This window comes from Burkholderia ubonensis, assembly GCF_001718695.1.
Lineage (GTDB): Bacteria > Pseudomonadota > Gammaproteobacteria > Burkholderiales > Burkholderiaceae > Burkholderia > Burkholderia ubonensis_B.
This window is the reverse complement of the sequence record NZ_CP013422.1, coordinates 2,095,689-2,112,867: the sequence shown is the minus strand read 5'-3', so window position 1 is coordinate 2,112,867 and position 17,179 is coordinate 2,095,689. Positions and strand designations below refer to the sequence as shown.

The 17,179-nt window shown below is 68.1% G+C and carries 15 protein-coding genes and 2 pseudogenes; 11 read left to right on the top strand and 6 right to left on the bottom strand.

What is annotated here, in order from left to right; genetic code table 11:
• The first annotated feature begins 4 nt into the window (after positions 1 to 4).
• Positions 5 to 901, top strand: a complete 897-nt coding sequence (rarD, locus tag WJ35_RS28900) for an EamA family transporter RarD (protein ID WP_060236971.1) — start codon at positions 5 to 7, stop codon at positions 899 to 901.
• Positions 902 to 1,135: 234 nt separating this feature from the next.
• Positions 1,136 to 2,251: an OpgC domain-containing protein gene (locus tag WJ35_RS28895; RefSeq protein WP_069240557.1), complete on the top strand. Its 1,116-nt coding sequence runs from the start codon at positions 1,136 to 1,138 to the stop codon at positions 2,249 to 2,251.
• Between the two features lie 30 nt (positions 2,252 to 2,281).
• Here WJ35_RS28895 and WJ35_RS28890 read toward each other — a convergent pair whose 3' ends face one another.
• Together WJ35_RS28890 and WJ35_RS28885 are read right to left on the bottom strand one after the other, a co-directional pair.
• Complete coding sequence (locus WJ35_RS28890) at positions 2,282 to 2,485, bottom strand: hypothetical protein (protein WP_042584799.1); 204 nt, start codon at positions 2,483 to 2,485, stop codon at positions 2,282 to 2,284.
• Between the two features lie 113 nt (positions 2,486 to 2,598).
• On the bottom strand, positions 2,599 to 4,122 hold the full coding sequence (locus tag WJ35_RS28885) for a peptide MFS transporter (RefSeq protein ID WP_060236986.1): 1,524 nt from the start codon (positions 4,120 to 4,122) through the stop codon (positions 2,599 to 2,601).
• Here WJ35_RS28885 and WJ35_RS31705 point away from each other — a divergent pair.
• From WJ35_RS31705 to WJ35_RS28850, 9 genes and pseudogenes are all read left to right on the top strand, one after another.
• A complete protein-coding gene (locus tag WJ35_RS31705) occupies positions 4,121 to 4,267 on the top strand; it encodes a hypothetical protein (RefSeq protein ID WP_155121982.1) in 147 nt (48 codons plus the stop codon). The two genes, WJ35_RS28885 and WJ35_RS31705, sit on opposite strands and share 2 nt — an antisense overlap.
• Positions 4,268 to 4,425: 158 nt before the next feature.
• A pseudogene (locus WJ35_RS32780) lies at positions 4,426 to 4,640 on the top strand (hypothetical protein).
• Positions 4,624 to 5,205, top strand: a complete 582-nt coding sequence (locus WJ35_RS28880; protein WP_029226270.1) for a cupin domain-containing protein — start codon at positions 4,624 to 4,626, stop codon at positions 5,203 to 5,205. Before WJ35_RS32780 ends, WJ35_RS28880 begins: the two are co-directional and overlap by 17 nt.
• A 179-nt stretch (positions 5,206 to 5,384) precedes the next feature.
• Positions 5,385 to 6,998 (top strand): peptide ABC transporter substrate-binding protein, encoded by a 1,614-nt coding sequence (locus tag WJ35_RS28875; RefSeq protein ID WP_060236988.1) that lies wholly within the window; start codon positions 5,385 to 5,387, stop codon positions 6,996 to 6,998.
• 11 nt (positions 6,999 to 7,009) lie between these two features.
• The gene (locus WJ35_RS28870; protein WP_060236990.1) at positions 7,010 to 7,948 is read left to right on the top strand and encodes an ABC transporter permease subunit; all 939 of its coding nucleotides are present in this window, start codon (positions 7,010 to 7,012) and stop codon (positions 7,946 to 7,948) included.
• A gap of 13 nt (positions 7,949 to 7,961) precedes the next feature.
• A complete protein-coding gene (locus tag WJ35_RS28865; protein WP_060237258.1) occupies positions 7,962 to 8,864 on the top strand; it encodes an ABC transporter permease in 903 nt (300 codons plus the stop codon).
• A gap of 1 nt (position 8,865) precedes the next feature.
• Entirely contained in the window at positions 8,866 to 9,858 is a 993-nt protein-coding gene (locus WJ35_RS28860) for an ABC transporter ATP-binding protein (RefSeq protein WP_059657794.1), read from the top strand.
• Positions 9,855 to 10,874, top strand: coding sequence for an ABC transporter ATP-binding protein (locus WJ35_RS28855; protein ID WP_060236991.1), 1,020 nt, complete (start codon positions 9,855 to 9,857; stop codon positions 10,872 to 10,874). Before WJ35_RS28860 ends, WJ35_RS28855 begins: the two co-directional genes overlap by 4 nt.
• A gap of 152 nt (positions 10,875 to 11,026) precedes the next feature.
• Positions 11,027 to 12,483 (top strand): annotated as a pseudogene (locus tag WJ35_RS28850) (OprD family porin).
• A gap of 27 nt (positions 12,484 to 12,510) precedes the next feature.
• On the opposite strand, the gene WJ35_RS28845 reads toward WJ35_RS28850, so the two are convergent.
• The 4 genes from WJ35_RS28845 to WJ35_RS28825 form a co-directional block, all read right to left on the bottom strand.
• On the bottom strand, positions 12,511 to 13,503 hold the full coding sequence (locus WJ35_RS28845; RefSeq protein ID WP_060236994.1) for a DedA family protein/thiosulfate sulfurtransferase GlpE: 993 nt from the start codon (positions 13,501 to 13,503) through the stop codon (positions 12,511 to 12,513).
• A 162-nt stretch (positions 13,504 to 13,665) separates the two neighbouring features.
• Positions 13,666 to 13,935: a hypothetical protein gene (locus WJ35_RS28840; protein ID WP_069240556.1), complete on the bottom strand. Its 270-nt coding sequence runs from the start codon at positions 13,933 to 13,935 to the stop codon at positions 13,666 to 13,668.
• A 236-nt stretch (positions 13,936 to 14,171) separates the two neighbouring features.
• Positions 14,172 to 16,481: a phosphocholine-specific phospholipase C gene (locus tag WJ35_RS28835; protein ID WP_069240555.1), complete on the bottom strand. Its 2,310-nt coding sequence runs from the start codon at positions 16,479 to 16,481 to the stop codon at positions 14,172 to 14,174.
• 490 nt (positions 16,482 to 16,971) lie between these two features.
• Positions 16,972 to 17,178 (bottom strand): hypothetical protein, encoded by a 207-nt coding sequence (locus tag WJ35_RS28825; RefSeq protein ID WP_069240554.1) that lies wholly within the window; start codon positions 17,176 to 17,178, stop codon positions 16,972 to 16,974.
• Between the last annotated feature and the right edge of the window lies 1 nt (position 17,179).

Below are 17,179 nucleotides of genomic sequence, written 5' to 3'. Positions count from 1 at the left end.
GCCGATGACGGGGTATCCGGAGGCCGGGCGCGGGCTCGTGCTGTCGGTGACGGCGTCGATGATGTTCGCGCTGTTGTCCGCGTATGCGAAGCTGCTCGCGCCGCTGACGGGGCTCGACATCTTCGCGTGGCGGATCCTGTGGACCGCGCCGGGCGCGCTCGCGCTGATCGCGCTGCGCGGCCGCTGGCCGGCGCTGGTCGCGCTGGCCGGGCGGGCCGCGCGCGACCGGCGCCTGCTGGTTGCGCTGCCCGCGAGCGCCGCGCTGCTCGGCGTGCAGCTGTGGCTGTTCCTGTGGGCGCCGCTGCACGGGCGGATGCTCGAAGTGTCGCTCGGCTACTTCCTGCTGCCGCTGACGATGGTGCTGGTCGGCCGCTTCTACTATCACGAGCGGCTCGATCCGCTGCAATGGGCGGCGATCGCGTGCGCGGCGCTCGGCGTCGCGCACGAGGTGTGGGCGACACGCGCGTTCGCGTGGCCGACGCTCGTCGTCGCGCTCGGCTATCCGCCGTATTTCGTGCTGCGCCGGCGGATCAACGCCGATTCGCTGGCCGCGTTCGCCGCCGAGGTGGCGCTGCTGTGCCCGGTCGCCGCCGTGATGGCCGCGACGAGCGCGACGTCGCTCGCCGGCCATCCCGCACTGTGGGCGGCGCTGCTGCCGGGGCTCGGCGCGCTCAGCACGCTCGCGCTGGCGAGCTATCTGAAGGCGAGCCGGATGCTGCCGATGGCGCTGTTCGGCATCCTCGGCTACGTCGAGCCGGTGCTGCTCGTCGTGGTGTCGCTGCTGTTGCTCGGCGAGACGCTCACGGTCGCGAAGCTCGCGACCTACGGGCCGATCTGGGTCGCGGTCGCGCTGACCGCGTGGCACAGCGCGATGCTGATGCGGCGCTTGCCCGCTCGCTGAACGTGGCGTGACTGCCGCAGCGTCGACGCGCGAGGCGATCGCACGCTGTCTGCGGACTGACCGCCAACTGACCACCCGCTGACGTTGCGCTGACCGCGCCGCCCGCTTCTCCCGCGCGGCGCGCCGCAGGTCTCGTGCCTGTAATCGAATAGAAGATTCGGTTGCACTTTGTTACTTAGGGTCTCCCCTGGGCGGCCACTAGACTGACCTGACCGTCATGCCTTCGTATGCCCGATGAACGGTCCACCGCGTATCGCCGCCGGCCGCCTGATCGAAGTCGACTTCTTCCGGGGCGTCGTGCTGCTGATGATCGTCGTCGATCACATCGACGCGAGCGTGCTGTCGCGCGTGACGCTGCACGCGTTCGCGCTGTGCGACGCCGCCGAGGTGTCCGAGGTGTCCGAGGTGTCCGAGGTGTTCGTGTTTCTCGGCGGCTTCGCGACCGCGAGCGCGTATGGCGCGATCGCGGCACGGCACGGCGCACGCGCCGCGCAGCGGCGGTTCGTGGGCCGGGCGATGCAGATCTATCGCGCGTTCCTCGCAACGTCGACGCTGATGCTCGTCGTGTCCGCGGTGCTCGACCATTACGGCATCGATGCGCCGAACCTCGCGCTCGACGACGTCAGCGTGATGCTCGCGACGCCGTTGACGGGGCTCGCCGAGCTGCTCACGTTCCAGCGCCAGCCGTATCTCGCGGCGGTGCTGCCGATGTACGTGCTGTTCGCGCTGGCGGCGCCGGCGCTCGTGCCGTGGGCGCGGCGGCGACCGTGGCTGCTCGCCGCCGCGAGCGTGTCGTCGTGGCTCGCCGCGGGCTGGCTCGGCCCCGAGATGCTGGATAGCGACACGTTCCACTGGAGCTTCAACCCGTTCGCGTGGCAGCTGGTGTTCGTGGCCGGCTTGCTCGCGCGCTGCCAGCCCGTCTACCGGCGCGTCGCGCTCGGGCGGTGGGCCGCCGCGGCGACCGGCGTCGCGTGCGCGGTCGTGCTGGCCTGCGCGAGCGTCAAGCTGTTCTCGGGCCTGCCGCTGCCGGAGGGGACGATGAAGCGCGACCTGGCGTTCGCGCGCGTCGTGAACTTCGCGGCGATCGCGTGGCTGATGGCGGATTGCGTGCGCTACGGCTGGGTCGCGCGGATCGCGCAGGCGGTGCGCCCGGTCGTCGCGGTCGGCCAGCGCGGGCTGATGTGCTTCGTCGCGGGTGCCGCGATCTCGCTGACGCTCGATTCGCTGCTGCATCCGGCGGCGCATGTGATCGGCGTCGGACTGGCCGCGGATGCGTGCGCGCTGGGCCTGATGATGGCGCTCGCGAGTTCGGGGACGTGGCTGGCGCGGCGGCGCGGGGCGGCCGCGTAAACGGCGGGAGCGGGCGGGCGTGAGCGGCCGCTAGTGAGGTGAGCCGATGCGGGAGCGGGGTGTGGGCGGTGCGTCGTCGGTGTCCGCTTCGCCGCGATCGTCGTCGGCGTCGTTCCGTTCGGCGAGCACCGCGTCGGCTTCGGCGGCCGCCTTCGCGGCGCGCAACGCGGTGCAGCGTTGTGCGCGCCGGATATCCGACAGCATCCTCAAGAGCCGTGTCGTCTTGCTTTTCATGATGTTCTCCTGCCTGTCGCGCGTCTCGTCGGAAGCGCTCCCTGCAACCAGTGTAGGACGGGCGCGGGGAATCGGCGGGAGAATGTGGCGCGCACGCGGCGCGCCAAGGGATTTCACTGAGCCGCGACGGCTGCCGTTGCCGACGTGGCCTCTTCGCGGCGCTCTTCGACGCAGCGCTGATGCTGGCGCGACAGGCGGTTCATCATCGGCAGCAGCAGCAGCGCGAGCAGCATGCCGATCGCGGCGAGCCAGCCGAGCTTCTCGAACAGCGACAGGTAGAGCGGCAGCGATTCGGTGGCCGGCAGGTCGTGCGACGGCATCTGCGCGAAGTTCGCGACCACGCTGCCCAGGTACTGCGACACGCCGGTCGCGACGAAGTACGCGCCCATCATGAAGCCGCTCATGCGCGCCGGCACGTAGCGGGCGATCATCGCGAGGCCGAGGCCGCTCACCAGCAGCTCGCCGAGCGAGTAGAGGCCGTAGCCCCACACCATGAACCACGACGACACGCGGCCGTCGACCGCGTAGCGGCCGCTGATCGTGAACACGAGGTAGCCCAGCGCGACCACGGCGAAGCCGAGCGCGTATTTCGCGGCGACCGGGAAGTCGCGGCCGTGCTTCGAGAACTGGTTGTAGACGAGCACGAGCACCGGGCTCAGCACCATGATCCAGATCGGGTTGAGCGCCTGGAACTGCGCGGCGCTCCACGTGAACAGCGTCGTGCCGAACAGGATGAAGCGCGGATCGACGTTGCGCAGCGCGAACAGCGTGAGCGACGTCGACATCTGCACGTAGAAGATGAAGAACAGGATCACCTGGCCGATCAGCACGAGCGCCGCGATCAGGCCTGCGCGCTCCGAGCGCTCCGACTTCGCGATCATGTACGCGAAGATCGCGAGGATCGCGAACGCCGCGGCCCACACGCTCGCGACCGCGAGCTGCTTGTGCTGCAGCACGTACAGCGTGACGAGCGCGAGCGCGGCGCCGCCGGCCGCCACCGCGCCGAGGCGCTTCCAGCGGATCGGCTCGTCGTCGGGCTGCGAGCCGATGTGCGCGAGCGTGCGGTGCATCAGCACGAAGTTGAGGATCGCGAGCAGCATGCCGCCGCAGCAGACCGCGAACGCGGTATGCCAGCCCCAGTGGTCCTTGATCCACGGCGTCGCGAGCATCGACACGGTCGAGCCGATGTTGACGGCCATGTAGTAGATCGTGAATGCGCTGTCGATGCGCGCGTCGTCGCCTTCATAGATCCGGCGCACGAGGTTCGCGGCGTTCGCCTTGAACAGGCCGTTGCCGACCACGATCACGCCGAGCGACGCGTACATGTAGGCGAGCCGGTCGTTCGGCACCGCGAGCATCAGATAGCCGGCGCACAGCACGGCGGCGCCGATGATCATCGTGCGGCGAGCGCCCAGCACCTTGTCGCCGATCCAGCCGCCGATCGACGGCGACGCGTAGACGAGCGCGGTGAACGCGCCCCAGGTCAGGTTCGCATGGCTGTCGGTGAAGCCGAGCTTGTCGACCATGAAGAGGACGAGAAGCGCCGCCATGCCGTAATAGCCGAAGCGCTCCCACATCTCGATGAGGAAGACCGTCGTAAACGATCGGGTTTGCGAAACAGGTGAAGGTGAATGCATGTCGATCTCGGTTCAAGCGGGCGGCGCGGATCGCGCGCTGCCAAGGGTCGATCTGGTGCCTGCGCGTATCGGCCGGGTAGGCAGCGCGAAGGCGGCGGCAAAATCGGGCGGGCTGGCCCGCATCGCGGTCAGTCGCCTCCCGTGACAGGCGGCGCGAGGCCTCGGCCGGCGCGCGACTGGTAAGGTTGACAGGTGCGCCGCGTCAGGTCCGCGCCACACCGGGAAATCCCTGACGTGTCAGGAGTTTTCAGGAAGATTCGTCTCATCATGTCTTTGTAAGCTTGCGTCAAGGGCCTCGGAAATATCCCGGAGAGCCGCTTGCAGCTTGCCTGTGAAGGCGTCGAGTCTGGCAAGATAGCGCGTTTTGCGGCCTGGGCCGAACGGTGTTTAGCGCACCGCGCGCAACGCTTGAGACGCACGTAAACCCGAAGACTAAGCCATATCGATCTAACTTAGTTATTTTCCATCAAACATTTTTTGACGACCCCTTTTCGGCCTGTTATGGTTCCCCCAACTGAAAACACGCGGCCAGCCGAAGCTGGCGCCGCTCTGGGCAGCAAGATTCGCGCGTTGCGCCAGCGACTGAAACGCACGCTCGATGAAACGGCAACAGCCGCGGGTATTTCGAAACCGTTTCTGTCGCAGGTCGAACGCGGGCTCGCGTCGCCGTCGCTGACGTCGCTGGCCGGCATCGCGCAGGCACTCGGCGTGACGGTGCAGTATTTCGTCGAAACGCCGAGCGAGGAACGGTCGGTGTGCCGCGGCGAGCAGCTGCGCTTCTTCGGGTTTGCCGATTCGGCCAACCTGTTCGCGCGGCTCACGAACGTGACGGAAGGGCGTCAGCTCGAAGCGATTCTCGTGCGGCTGCCGCCCGGACAGACGCGGTCGGAAGTAACGACGCATGCAGGAGAGGAGTTCCTGTATGTGATCGAAGGGGAAGTGTCGTTGACGCTGGAAGGCAGGACGTTCGTGCTGCAGGCCGGCGACAGCGCGCACTATCAGTCGACGGTCCCGCACAGCTGGGCCAACACCGCGAAGATCGAGTCGGTGGTGGTCTGGGTCGGAACGCCGAGGCTGTTCTAACGCACAGGTATTCCTTCGTTCCAGCGACGGATTACCTGTCGAAAGAAACGTAAGGAATACTAAGATGCCATACGAGATTCACGGGCCTCCTCAATCGCTGCACACGCCAGCGTCCTACGTGTAACCCGCGGCGTCCCCGCCGCGACACACGCACCGAAAACCCACCAAGTACTGACACGATGAAATCCTTGCATGCCATGTCGGCCGTGCTGGCCGCGCTCGCCCTGACGACGCAGTCCGCGTCCGCCGTTACCGTTCCGTCGAACGTCGCGCTCGCCGCGCAACAGGACCTGACGCGTCAGGTGCCGGCCGAAGTCGAATCCCTCGACCCCGCGCACATCGAGTCGTGGACCGGCAACACGATCGGCCTCGACCTGTTCGAAGGGCTTGCCCGCATCGATGCGGCCGGCCAGGTCGTGCCGGGCGTCGCGCTGTCGTGGGAGCGCAAGACGCCGGAAACGTGGGTCTTCAAGCTGCGCCGCGATGCGAAGTGGAGCAACGGCCAGCCCGTCACCGCGGCCGATTTCGTCTATGCGTGGCAGCGACTCGTCGATCCGAAGACGGGCTCGAAGTACACGATCCTCGTCGAGTTCGTGAAGAACTCGAAGGAGATCATCGCCGGCAAGGCCGCGCCGTCGACGCTCGGCGTGCGCGCGGTCGACCCGTATACGCTCGAGGTGACGACCGACGTGCCGGTCGCGTTCTTCCCCGAGCTGACCGCGATGGTGCCGCTCGCGCCGGTGAACAAGGACACGGTGACGAAGCTCGGCGACGCATGGACGCGCCCGGGCAACATCGTTAGCAACGGCCCGTTCCAGCTCGTCGACTGGCAGCCGAACAACCGCATCGTGATCACGAAGGCCGCGAAGTACTGGAATGCGCCCAAGGTCGTGATCAACAAGGTCACGTACCTGCCGATCGAGAGCGACGAGACCGCGATGCGCATGTACCAGGCCGGCCAGATCGACTACAGCTATTCGATTCCGTCGGGCATCTTCCAGCAGGTCAGCAAGCAGTTCGGCGGCGAGCTGCGCCCGGGCCTGCAGCTCGCGACGTACTACTACTACCTGAACAACAGCGATGCGGTGCTGAAGGACAAGCGCGTGCGCCAGGCGCTGTCGATGGTGATCGATCGCGACGTGCTGACGTCGAAGCTCACGCAGGCCGGCGAGAAGCCGATGTACGGGCTGATGCCGAACGGCACGAAGGGCGTGCAGCCGTTCACGCCGGAATGGGCGTCGTGGCCGATGGCCAAGCGCGTCGAAACCGCGAAGAACCTGCTGAAGCAGGCCGGCTACTCGGACGCGAAGCCGCTGTCGTTCACGCTGACGTACAACACCAACGACCTGCACAAGAAGGTCGCGCTGTTCACCGCGTCGGAATGGCGCACGAAGCTCGGCGTCAACACGAAGCTCGAGAACGTCGAGTTCAAGGTGCTGATGAAGCAGCGGCATGACGGCAAGGTGCAGATCGCGCGCGACGGCTGGTTCGCCGACTACAACGACGCGATGACGTTCTTCGACCTGATCCGCTGCGGCAGCTCGCAGAACACCGTCGGCTATTGCAACAAGCAGGCCGACGCGCTCGTCGACGAAGGCAACCAGAAGCTCGACGACAAGGCGCGCGCCGCGCTGCTCACGCAGGCGCACGACGCGGCGATGAACGACACGCCGATGGTGCCGCTGTTCCAGTACTCGGCCGACCGTCTCGTGAAGCCGTACGTCGGCGGCTACTCGCTGAAGAACGTGATCGACATGCGTGCTTCGCAGGACATGTACCTGATCAAGCACTGAGCGGAGCGATCATGCTGGCCTACGCTTTGAGACGCACGTTGTGGGCGGTGCCGACGATCCTCGCGGTCATCACCGTCTGCTACCTGCTGCTGCATTTCACGCCCGGCGGCCCGTTCGATACGGAAAAGCAGCTGTCCGCCGCGACGCTCGCGAACCTGAACGCCAAGTACCACCTCGACGAGCCGCTGTGGAAGCAGTACCTGCTGTACCTGGACGCGCTGCTGCACGGCGATCTCGGCCCGTCGTTCCGCTACGTCGACTGGTCGGTCAACGATCTCGTGAAGAAGGCGCTGCCGGTGAGTCTCGGCGTAGGCGGCATCTCGATCCCGCTCTCGATCGGGTTCGGCGTGCTGCTGGGCACCGTCGCGGCGGTGCGCCGCGACAGCATCATCGACCGCTTCGTGATGCTGATCGGCAACTTCGGCAACGTCGTGCCGCCGTTCGTGCTCGGCCCGGTGCTCGTGTGGATCTTCGCGATCCTGCTGAAGACGTCGGCCGGCAACGGCTGGCTGCCCGCGGGCGGCTGGGGCGACGGCGGCTGGCAGTACCGGCTGCTGCCGATCGTGCTGCTGACGTTCATCAACGTGTCGCTGCTCGCGCGCGTGATGCGCGGCTCGATGATCGAGACGCTGTCGAGCAACTACATCCGCACCGCGCGCGCGAAGGGGCTGCCCGGCTCGACGATCGTGCTGCGCCATGCGCTCAAGCCCGCGCTGATGCCGGTCGTGTCGCTGTTCGGCACGGTCTGCATCTCGTCGATCACGGCGGCCGTCGTCACCGAATCGGTGTTCGCGCTGCCGGGGCTCGGGCAGCTCGTCGTGAACGGCGCGATCAACCGCGACTACACGCTGGTGCTCGGCCTCGTCGTGCTGACGACCGTCTGCGCGGTGCTGTTCAACCTGCTGGTCGACCTCGCGTATGCGTGGCTCGATCCGCGTATCCGTTATTGAGCGAGGCATGGCGATGACCCCGACTACTCCCGTCGTCGGCCTGCCCGCGCAGACCGATACGCCGCCGCGCTCGCGCTCGCCGCTCGCGCTGGCCCTCTCCCGTTTCCTGCACAACCGCGCGGCGGTGCTGAGCCTCGCGCTGCTCGTGCTGGTCACGCTCGCGTGCTTCGTCGGCCCGTGGCTGCTGCCGGCCGATCCGGCCGCGAGCGACTGGGCGTCGATCAGCCTGCCGCCGACCTGGGCGAACCAGCACTGGTTCGGCACCGACGAGCTCGGCCGCGACCTGCTCGTGCGCACGCTGATCGGCGGGCGCGTGTCGATCGAGGTCGGCCTGCTCGGCACGCTCGTGTCGGGCCTGTTCGGCGTCGCATGGGGCGCGACCGCGGGCTTCGCGGGCGGCCGCGTCGACGCCGTGATGATGCGCATCGTCGACATGATGTACGCGATCCCGTACCTGCTGATCGCGATCCTGATGATGACGCTGTTCGGCCGCTCGTTCATCCTCGTCGTGCTGACGATCAGCGCGTTCTCGTGGATCGACATGGCGCGCGTCGTGCGCGGCCAGACGCTGTCGCTGCGCAACCGCGAATTCGTCGATGCGGCGCGCGCGATCGGCGTGTCGCCGGCATCGATCGTGCGGCGCCACGTCGTGCCGAACCTGCTCGGCGTGGTCGTCGTGTACGCGACGGTCTCGGTGCCGAACATCGTGCTGACCGAATCGGTGCTGTCGTTCCTCGGCCTCGGCGTGCAGGAGCCGATGACGAGCTGGGGCGTGCTGATCCAGGACGGCGCGCAGAAACTCGAATCGATGCCGTGGCTGCTGCTGGCCCCGGCCGTCATGCTGTGCGTGACGCTCTACTGCGTGAACTTCGTCGGCGACGGCCTGCGTGACGCGCTCGACCCGAAGGATCGCTGAAATGGCTGCACTACTCGAAGTCGACAACCTCGGCGTGCGCTTCACGCGCAAGGACGCGGCGCCGATCGACGCCGTGAGCGGCGTGTCGTTCACCCTCGACGCGGGCAAGACGCTCGGCATCGTCGGCGAATCGGGCTCGGGCAAGAGCCAGACCGTGATGGCGCTGCTCGGCCTGCTCGCCGGCAACGGCACGACGAGCGGCGCGGCCCGCTATCGCGGGCAGGACCTGCTGGCGATGGACACGCGCGCGCTGAACGCGATCCGCGGCGACCGGATCGCGATGATCTTCCAGGACCCGATGACGTCGCTCAATCCGTTCCTGACGATCGAGCGGCAGATGACCGAAACGCTGCAGCTGCATCGCAGGCTGTCGCGCAAGGAAGCGACGAAGCGCGCGATCGAGGCGCTCGAAGCGGTGCGCATTCCCGACGCGGCGCGCCGCATCCGCATGTATCCGCACGAGTTCTCGGGCGGCATGCGGCAGCGCGTGATGATCGCGATGGCGCTCTTGTCCGAGCCGGAAATCCTGATCGCCGACGAGCCGACCACTGCGCTCGACGTGACCGTGCAGGCGCAGATCATCGACCTGCTGCGCGAGCTGAACCGCGAGCGCGGCACCGCGATCGTGCTGATCACGCACGACATGGGCGTGGTTGCCGGCCTCGCGGACGACGTGATGGTGATGTACGCGGGCCGCACCGTCGAATACGCGCCGGCCGAGTCGATCTTCGCCGCGCCGTCGCATCCGTACACGATCGGCCTGCTCAACGCGCTGCCGCGCCTGACCGATGCCGACGACGCGCCGCTCGTCGCGATTCCGGGCAACCCGCCGATGCCGGGCATGGCGAGCGCCGGCTGCGCGTTCGCGAAGCGCTGCCAGTATGCGCAGAGCCAGTGCGGCACTGCGCGCCCGGCGCTCGAAACCTACGGCGCCGCGGACGCGGTGCGCGCGTGCCACCGGCCGGTGGCCGATCTGACGGGAGGACTGCGATGAGCGTCGATGAACGCCGCAATGCCGGCGCGACGGACGACACGCTGTTGTCCGTCGAGGATCTGAAAGTGCATTTCCGCGTGCCGCTCGGCGGCTATCCGTGGTCGCCGAAGGGGACGCTGCGCGCGGTCGACGGCGTGTCGTTCGACGTGAAGCGCGGCGAGACCGTCGGGCTCGTCGGCGAGTCCGGCTGCGGGAAGTCGACGCTCGCGCGCGCGCTGATCGGCCTCGTGCCGATGACGGCCGGCACGGTGCGCTGGCGCGGCGACGCGGTCGCGCCCGACCATCTGCGCGGCACCGCGATGCGGCGCGAAGTGCAGATGATCTTCCAGGACCCGCTCGCGTCGCTCGATCCGCGCATGACGATCGAGCAGATCGTCGCCGAGCCGCTCGTCACGCACCAGCCGGGCCTCGGCCGCGCCGAGGTGCGGCGCCGCGTGGTGTCGATGCTCGAGCGGGTCGGCCTCAACGCGCATCACCTGCTGCGCTATCCCCATGAATTCTCCGGCGGGCAGTGCCAGCGCGTCGGAATCGCACGCGCGCTGATCGGCGAGCCCAAGCTCGTGATCTGCGACGAACCCGTGTCGGCGCTCGACGTGTCGATCCAGGCGCAAATCGTCAACCTGCTGCGCGATCTGCAGCGCGAACTGTCGTTGTCCTATCTGTTCGTCGCGCACGATCTCGCGGTGGTGAAGGCGATCAGCCAGCGCGTGCTGGTGATGTATCTCGGCCGCGTGATGGAGTTCGGCGCGCGGCACGACGTGTACGGGGTGCCGCAGCATCCGTACACGCGGGCGCTGCTCGACGCGGCGCCCACGCCGGAGCCCGCGCAGGAACGCGCGCGGCGGCCGATGCTGCTGGCGGGCGAGATGCCGTCGCCGCTCAATCCGCCGTCCGGCTGCGCGTTCCGCACGCGCTGCCCGGACGCGATCGAAGCGTGCGCACAGGACATCCCGCGGCCGGAAGTACGGCACGGTTCTGCGGCGAAGGTCGCCTGCATCCGCGCGGGTGCGGGCTGAAACGCAAATAAGCAGGCAGGTCGACAGGGGTAGGTGCGGCGCGAACCACCTTCGCGCCGCGGGACAGGTGCGTCCTTGACCGGGCGCGCCGGGTGGGACCGGAAGCGTATCGCGACCGGCGCAGACGACATCAACACAAGAAGAGAACCACGATGACAAAACACAGGAAGATCGGAACGACATCGAAGATGCTGCTCGCGTGGGGGCTGCCGGCGCTGGCCGGCGTCTCGCTGACGGGCGCGGCCTACGCGGACGACGCAGCGCCGCTGACGGTGGCGCAGGCCGCGCCGGGCGCCGCCGTCGCGCAGGCGTCCACGCCGAACGCGATCATCAACGCCGAGGCCACGCAGGCCGTCACGCCGCCGGACGAGCCGTCCGCGCAGTCGAAGTCGAACGGCTTCATCGCCGACAGCCATCTGAACTTCCTGTTCCGCAACTATGCGGACGTGCTCGACAACAAGGGCGGGCCGCACCGCCATGCGTGGGTCCAGGGCGCGATGGCGAACTACGAGTCGGGCTTCACGCAGGGCCTGATCGGCTTCGGCGTCGACGCGTCGGTGTACGCGGCGCTGAAGCTCGACGGCGGCAAGGGCGGCGGCAACATGGTGCACATCGCGAAGGGCGGCGGCGGCTCGAACCAGCTCGCATGGGCGTATCCGGGCATCTACGACGTGAAGGCGCGGATCTCGAACACGGTGGTCAAGTACGGTCTGCAGGCCGTCGACAACCCGTTCATGGAACAGCACGACAACCGTGCGCTGCCGCCGACGTTCCTCGGCGCGACGCTCGTCAGCAACGAATTCAAGAACGTGATGCTCGAGGCGGGCAGCTTCACGAAGACCGACGCGCGCGGCCACACGACGCTGACCAACCTGACGAGCCAGTACGGCGGCACGCGCATCGACCGGCTGACCTACGCCGGCGGCACGTGGGACTACTCGCCGGACGGCGAGGTCGCGCTGTACGCGAACCAGGCGGACGACGTGTGGCGCCAGTACTACGCGTCGATCAAGCACAGCATCGGCAGCCCGAAGACGGTCAAGTGGACGGGCTTCGCGAACATCTACTCGACGCACGACACGGGCGACAAAAGCGCCAGGGCGAGATCAACAGCAACGCGTACAGCCTGTCGCTGGCCGCGCAGCACGGCCCGCACGAACTGCTGCTCGGCTACCAGGAGGTGCTCGGCGACCAGTTCTTCGACTACCTGAACGAGACGAACGGCATCTTCCTGGCGAACTCGATGGACGTCGACTACAACGCGCCGCACGAGAAGTCGCTGCAGCTGCGCTATACGTTCTACGGCAAGGACGCGGGCCTGCCGGGCTTCAAGGCGATGGTGTGGGGCGTGACGGGCTGGGGCGCGGACGGCGGCAAGATGGCGTCGCAGGATCCGACGAAGTCGAGCATCTACTGGGTCAACGGCGCGCCGGTGCAGGGCCGTCACCACGAGTTCGGCTTCATCCCGTCGTATACGTTCCAGAGCGGCAAGCTGAAGGACACGAAGGTCACCTTCATCGCGATGTGGCACGTCGGCTCGACGCACTACTCGGACGCGACCAACCGCGAGTACCGTCTCGTCGTGAACGTGCCGGTGAAGGCGTTCTGATCGACGGCACGCGGGTTCGAGCCGGCGTCAGGCCGGCTTGTGAAAGCCGGCGACGGGATCGTTCGCCGCCGGCGTATCCTCCGCAAGCGACGCGAGCTGGCGGCCGGTGTCGCGCCACGCGTCGAGGCCGCCGCGCAGCGCGAGCGCGTCGGTGAAGCCGGCGTCGGTCAGGCGCTTCGCCATCAGCGCGGCGGACACCTCGTTCGGGCACGAGCAGTAGACGACGAACTTCTGGGTAAGCGGATAGCGCGCGACGATGTCGCCGATATGGCGCTCGTCGGCGAACTGCGCGCCCGGAATCGCGAACGGGTCGAGCTTGCGGTGCTCGTCGGAGCGCACGTCGAGGATCACCGGCGCGGCGGCGTCCTGCAGCAGCGCGTCGAGCTCGTCGACGCCGATGCGCGCGTTCGCGAGCTGGCGGATCAGCGCGCGGCGGCGCATCCAGCGCACCGCCGCATAGGCGGCCAGCAGCGCGACGATGACCAGCAGCACCGCGCGGCCGAGCCGGCTCGCGCCGGCGAACAGCCAGTCGATCTGCCGGTAGAACACGAGCCCGGCCGCGAGGCCGACGATCGTCCACAGCGCCGCGCCGAGCGCGTCGTAGCCGGCGAACGTGCGATAGCGCGTGCGCAGCGCGCCCGCCATCGGCACGGACACGAGCGACAGCCCCGGAATGAAGCGGGCGACGGCCAGCACGCGCACGCCGTAGCGGCCGAAGAAGCGCTCGGTTTTCCTCACGCAACTGTCGCGCGACAGCGACAGCCGGCAGATCGTCTTCAGCGTGACGCCGCCGTAGCGGCGCCCGGCGGCGTACCACACGGTATCGCCGATCAGCGCGCCCAGCACCGACAGCGCCAGCACCGTCACGAGCTGCGAACCGATCATCTCCGGGTGCAGCGCGGACATCGCGCCGAACAGCACGAGCGTCGGCATCGCCGGCACCGGCAGCCCGACCGCGGCGGCCAGCACGTTGGCGAATACGAGGAGCGGCCCGTACTGGGCGACGAGGTCACGGAGCATCACGGCTGTCCGAAAAGGAGCGCGCGGACGACGCGCGGATGGGCCGATTATCGGCCATTTTCAAGCCGACGGCGGGAGAACGACGAAGCGCGCCGAACGGCGCTACGGACAGACGGAACGGACGCGGTGAGCCGGCGCGTGGCACGCGGCTCACCGTGGAGATCAGGACGACGTGCGGGCGAGAGAGACGGCGCCGTGATTCTCGCCCGGCAACTCGGCGCCGTGAGAACGGATCGCCGCGACCAGCTCGGCGGGCGTGATTTCGTAACGGACCTCGCGGTGAATGCCGGGCTTGCGCTCGTCGATCTCGATCAGCAGCACGCTCTTGCCGTCGCTGGTCGCTTCGAGTCGCAACGAACGCAGTTCGCGGCCGTCGGCCGGGTCGTGTTCGGTGAGCAGGGTCATTGCCCCGGATGAGCCGGATGTGCGCATCGAACGTATCCTCGTGTCGTGTGTGCCGTTAAGGCGAAGATGTCGTTTCTGCAAACAGCTTGATGGAGTTTAACGCGAACCGGCGGCGAACAAGGAGCATTTTCGTGGGCGTGAAATGAGGGCTGCACCACCGATCCCTCTGATGTTTGAGCCGCGTGGGGCGGGCGTTCCGGCCGGCTCCGGGCCCGCCGTGCGCGGCGCCCGGCCGGTCTACGCGGCCGGGCGCACCGCTGCCGTCAGAAGCGCTCGGGCAGCCCCATCGCCGGATCGCTGACCGAGTGACGGCCCGTCTCGACGCGGCCGGCCACGCGGCGCGCGAAGCTCGGGTCGCTGTCGGCGGTGACGACGAAGTCGTACCAGTGGCCGGTCGAGTCGAGCTTCCAGTGCAGTTCGTGCTGCGTGCCGCCATGCACCGCCACCGTCCACGTCGTCCCCGTGTCGGCGCCGCGGTCGTGGTCGTCGCTGGCGCCGTGGCCGGACAGCGGGCCGTACGCCCGGTTCGATTTCACCGTGAAGCGCACCGTGTCGCCGCCGCCGTTGCGCAGCCGCAGATGCAGGTTGCCGCTCGCGCCCGCGTAGCCGACCCGGATCTCCGGGTGCGGCGCGCGTGCGCCGGCAAGCCGCGCGAGATCGCCGGTGAAGCCGCGGTGATAGCCGGTCGGGCCGAGCACCCAGAGGTCATATTTACCGGCGTCGTCGGCGCGTGCGGCCCAGTCGCCGCGCAGCGCCTTGCCCGGCTCGACGACGTAGCGGCGTGGCACGCGGTCGAGATGCAGCTTGTCGTAGACATGGAACACCGCCGCCGCCCGGCCGGTATTCGCGAACTTCAGCGTGACGGTGCCGTTGCCGCCATCGACGTGCGCGCTCGCATGCAGTTCGTACGGCAACGCGCGCGACGGACGCACGCCCACGGCCTGCGCCGGCAGCGACGGCGTGGCGGGCGGCGTGATCTTCGGCGCGGCCTGTTGGGCTGCGCTCAGCGCATCGGCGGCGCTTTTCGTCGTGCGGCCCGCGAGCGTCGGCAGCGGTTCGTCGTTCGGCGTGCGGAAGTTGAACGCGCTGGTCAGGTCGCCGCACACCGCGCGGCGATAGGCGCTGATCTGCGGCTCGACCACGCCGAAGCGTTTTTCGAGGAAAAGCAGCGTCGACGTATGGTCGAACACCTGCGAGTTGACCCAGCCGCCGCGACTCCACGGCGACACGACCCACATCGGCACGCGCGGGCCGGGGCCGTACGGGCGGCCGTCGGCCGCGGGCTGGCTCGAGGTGGCCGGTGCGAAGTCGTGGTATTCGACCGCGACGTCGGCTGCCGCGAGCGTATGGCCGCCGGCGAGCGAGCCGTCGGCGTTGCGCGACGGCACGGCCGGCGACGGCATGTGGTCGAAGAAGCCGTCGTTCTCGTCGTAGTTGACGAGCAGCACCGTCTTGCTCCACACCTCCGGGTTCGCGGTCAGCGCGTCGAGCACGGCCTGCACGTACCACGCGCCCTGCGCGGGGCTCGACGGCCCCGGATGCTCGCTGTACGCCGACGGCGGAATGATCCACGACACTTCGGGCAGCTTGCCGGTGCGGATGTCGTCGCGCAGCGTTTCGAGAAAACCGTACGGCATCGTGTTGCCGAAGCCTTTCGCGAGCGGGCTCAACGCGTCGTCGATCGTCGGATCGTAGAACGCGCCGGCCGCCGTCACCGGCTGCGTGATGTCCGTCGACGCAACGTACGCCGGCCGGCGTGCGGCCGGCATCTGCTCGATGGCCGCGCGCCAGTGGCGAAAGCTCATCATCTCGTTGCAGCCGAAGTTGTCGATCAGGCTCTGGTAGACCTTCCAGCTCACGCCGGCGTGCTGCAGCCGGTCCGCGTAGGTCGTCCACGTCCAGCCCTGGCTCGACGGGCCGATGTCGTTGCCGCCGTTGAACTGGTTGTTCAGTGCGGCGACCTTCACGCGGCTGCCGTCGGCCGGGCTGACGCCGTTCGGGCCGTTGGTGCCGCTCCAGTAGAACAGCCGGTTCGCGATCGTGCCGGTGTGCATCCCGCAGTGGTAGTGGTCGCACAGCGTGAACGCATCGGCGAGCGCGCGCTGGAACGGCACTTCGGCCGCATCGTAATAGCCCATCGACAGCGGCGTCTTCGCGTCGGGCCAACGGTTCATGCGGCCGTGATCCCAGGCGGCCTGCGCGTCGGCCCACGTGTGCGGCGTGCCGCCCGCGCGCTGCGCGTTGCCCTGGCTCGCATCGAGGTGGTACGGCGTGATGGTCGCCGCGGGCGTCGCCTTCGTGTAGGTCTGGTGGAACACGTCGCGGCCGTTCGGCGACGGCACCGCGAAGCGATCGCCGTAACCGCGCACGCCCTTGAACGTGCCGAAGTAACCGTCGAACCCGCGGTTCTCCATCATCAGCAGCACGACGTGCTTCACGTCGTTGATCGTCCCCGATTCATGGAAGGCGGGAATCGCGAGCGCGCGGCGAATGCTCGGCGGAAACGCGGTCAGCGCGGCGCCGGCGAGGCCGGCAGTGGCCGTCTGCTGAAGGAATTTACGGCGTGAGGTCATGGCGTTCTGGTCCTGTGATGGCGGGAGCGAGAGTGACGTCGGTGGGGTGCGCGCGGGCGTCGTCCGGGCGCGGACGGGTCGCGATGCGGGTGCGATGGCGCGCATCGGGCCATGCCGCGATTCCGCTTGCCGCGCGCTCGTGATGCGCGGTGCGGAGAGCAGTCTAGGGAGCGCAGATGACGTCGCCATGATGCGGAAATGACATGACGCTCCGTGTGATGGAAGTTGCGGGTGCAACGAGATGGCGGACGTGCGTTACGGTGTCTCGATGGAAGGAAGTTACCGATCCTGCGGTCGCGAGACGGCAGAAATTTCCGATTCGATGCGGGCTTCTTGACGCGATGTCGTTGCGCATGCAACGTATGCGATGGCCTTTGGTCGATGTTTCACTGTCGTGAACGACGATGTGCTGCGCGTGGTGGTGGCTGCTGCTCGGTGACACTTCTTTGACGATCGCGCGTGTCATATGCATTCGACGATTCGTTGGTTTTCAACCGATCGCGGCAATCGTATCGTCGACAAATTTGCCGACCGTCGCGACGGGCATCGTCGTGCGATGAACGATGGATGCGATCGTCCGCGGCGCTTCGTGAAGCGACGGCGTAGCGATATGTGCCGCCGGTTCCGGCACGTGCGGCGCCGCCCGATGCGTTCGGTCGTTTCGCCGTGCTTGTTTTTGCTGCGTGGCTTTGCGCAAC

Excerpts from the sequence above, each read along its gene's own strand:
- WJ35_RS28880 (WP_029226270.1), top strand. The coding sequence starts at position 4,624 with ATGGTTCCCCCAACTGAAAACACGCGGCCAGCCGAAGCTGGCGCCGCT.
- WJ35_RS31705 (WP_155121982.1), top strand. The coding sequence starts at position 4,121 with ATGTCGATCTCGGTTCAAGCGGGCGGCGCGGATCGCGCGCTGCCAAGG.
- WJ35_RS28840 (WP_069240556.1), bottom strand. The coding sequence starts at position 13,935 with ATGCGCACATCCGGCTCATCCGGGGCAATGACCCTGCTCACCGAACAC.
- WJ35_RS28895 (WP_069240557.1), top strand. The coding sequence starts at position 1,136 with ATGAACGGTCCACCGCGTATCGCCGCCGGCCGCCTGATCGAAGTCGAC.
- WJ35_RS28885 (WP_060236986.1), bottom strand. The coding sequence starts at position 4,122 with ATGCATTCACCTTCACCTGTTTCGCAAACCCGATCGTTTACGACGGTC.
- WJ35_RS28870 (WP_060236990.1), top strand. The coding sequence starts at position 7,010 with ATGCTGGCCTACGCTTTGAGACGCACGTTGTGGGCGGTGCCGACGATC.
- rarD (WP_060236971.1), top strand. The coding sequence starts at position 5 with ATGACGGGGTATCCGGAGGCCGGGCGCGGGCTCGTGCTGTCGGTGACG.
- WJ35_RS28855 (WP_060236991.1), top strand. The coding sequence starts at position 9,855 with ATGAGCGTCGATGAACGCCGCAATGCCGGCGCGACGGACGACACGCTG.
- WJ35_RS28860 (WP_059657794.1), top strand. The coding sequence starts at position 8,866 with ATGGCTGCACTACTCGAAGTCGACAACCTCGGCGTGCGCTTCACGCGC.
- WJ35_RS28835 (WP_069240555.1), bottom strand. The coding sequence starts at position 16,481 with ATGACCTCACGCCGTAAATTCCTTCAGCAGACGGCCACTGCCGGCCTC.
- WJ35_RS28845 (WP_060236994.1), bottom strand. The coding sequence starts at position 13,503 with ATGCTCCGTGACCTCGTCGCCCAGTACGGGCCGCTCCTCGTATTCGCC.
- WJ35_RS28875 (WP_060236988.1), top strand. The coding sequence starts at position 5,385 with ATGAAATCCTTGCATGCCATGTCGGCCGTGCTGGCCGCGCTCGCCCTG.
- WJ35_RS28890 (WP_042584799.1), bottom strand. The coding sequence starts at position 2,485 with ATGAAAAGCAAGACGACACGGCTCTTGAGGATGCTGTCGGATATCCGG.
- WJ35_RS28865 (WP_060237258.1), top strand. The coding sequence starts at position 7,962 with ATGACCCCGACTACTCCCGTCGTCGGCCTGCCCGCGCAGACCGATACG.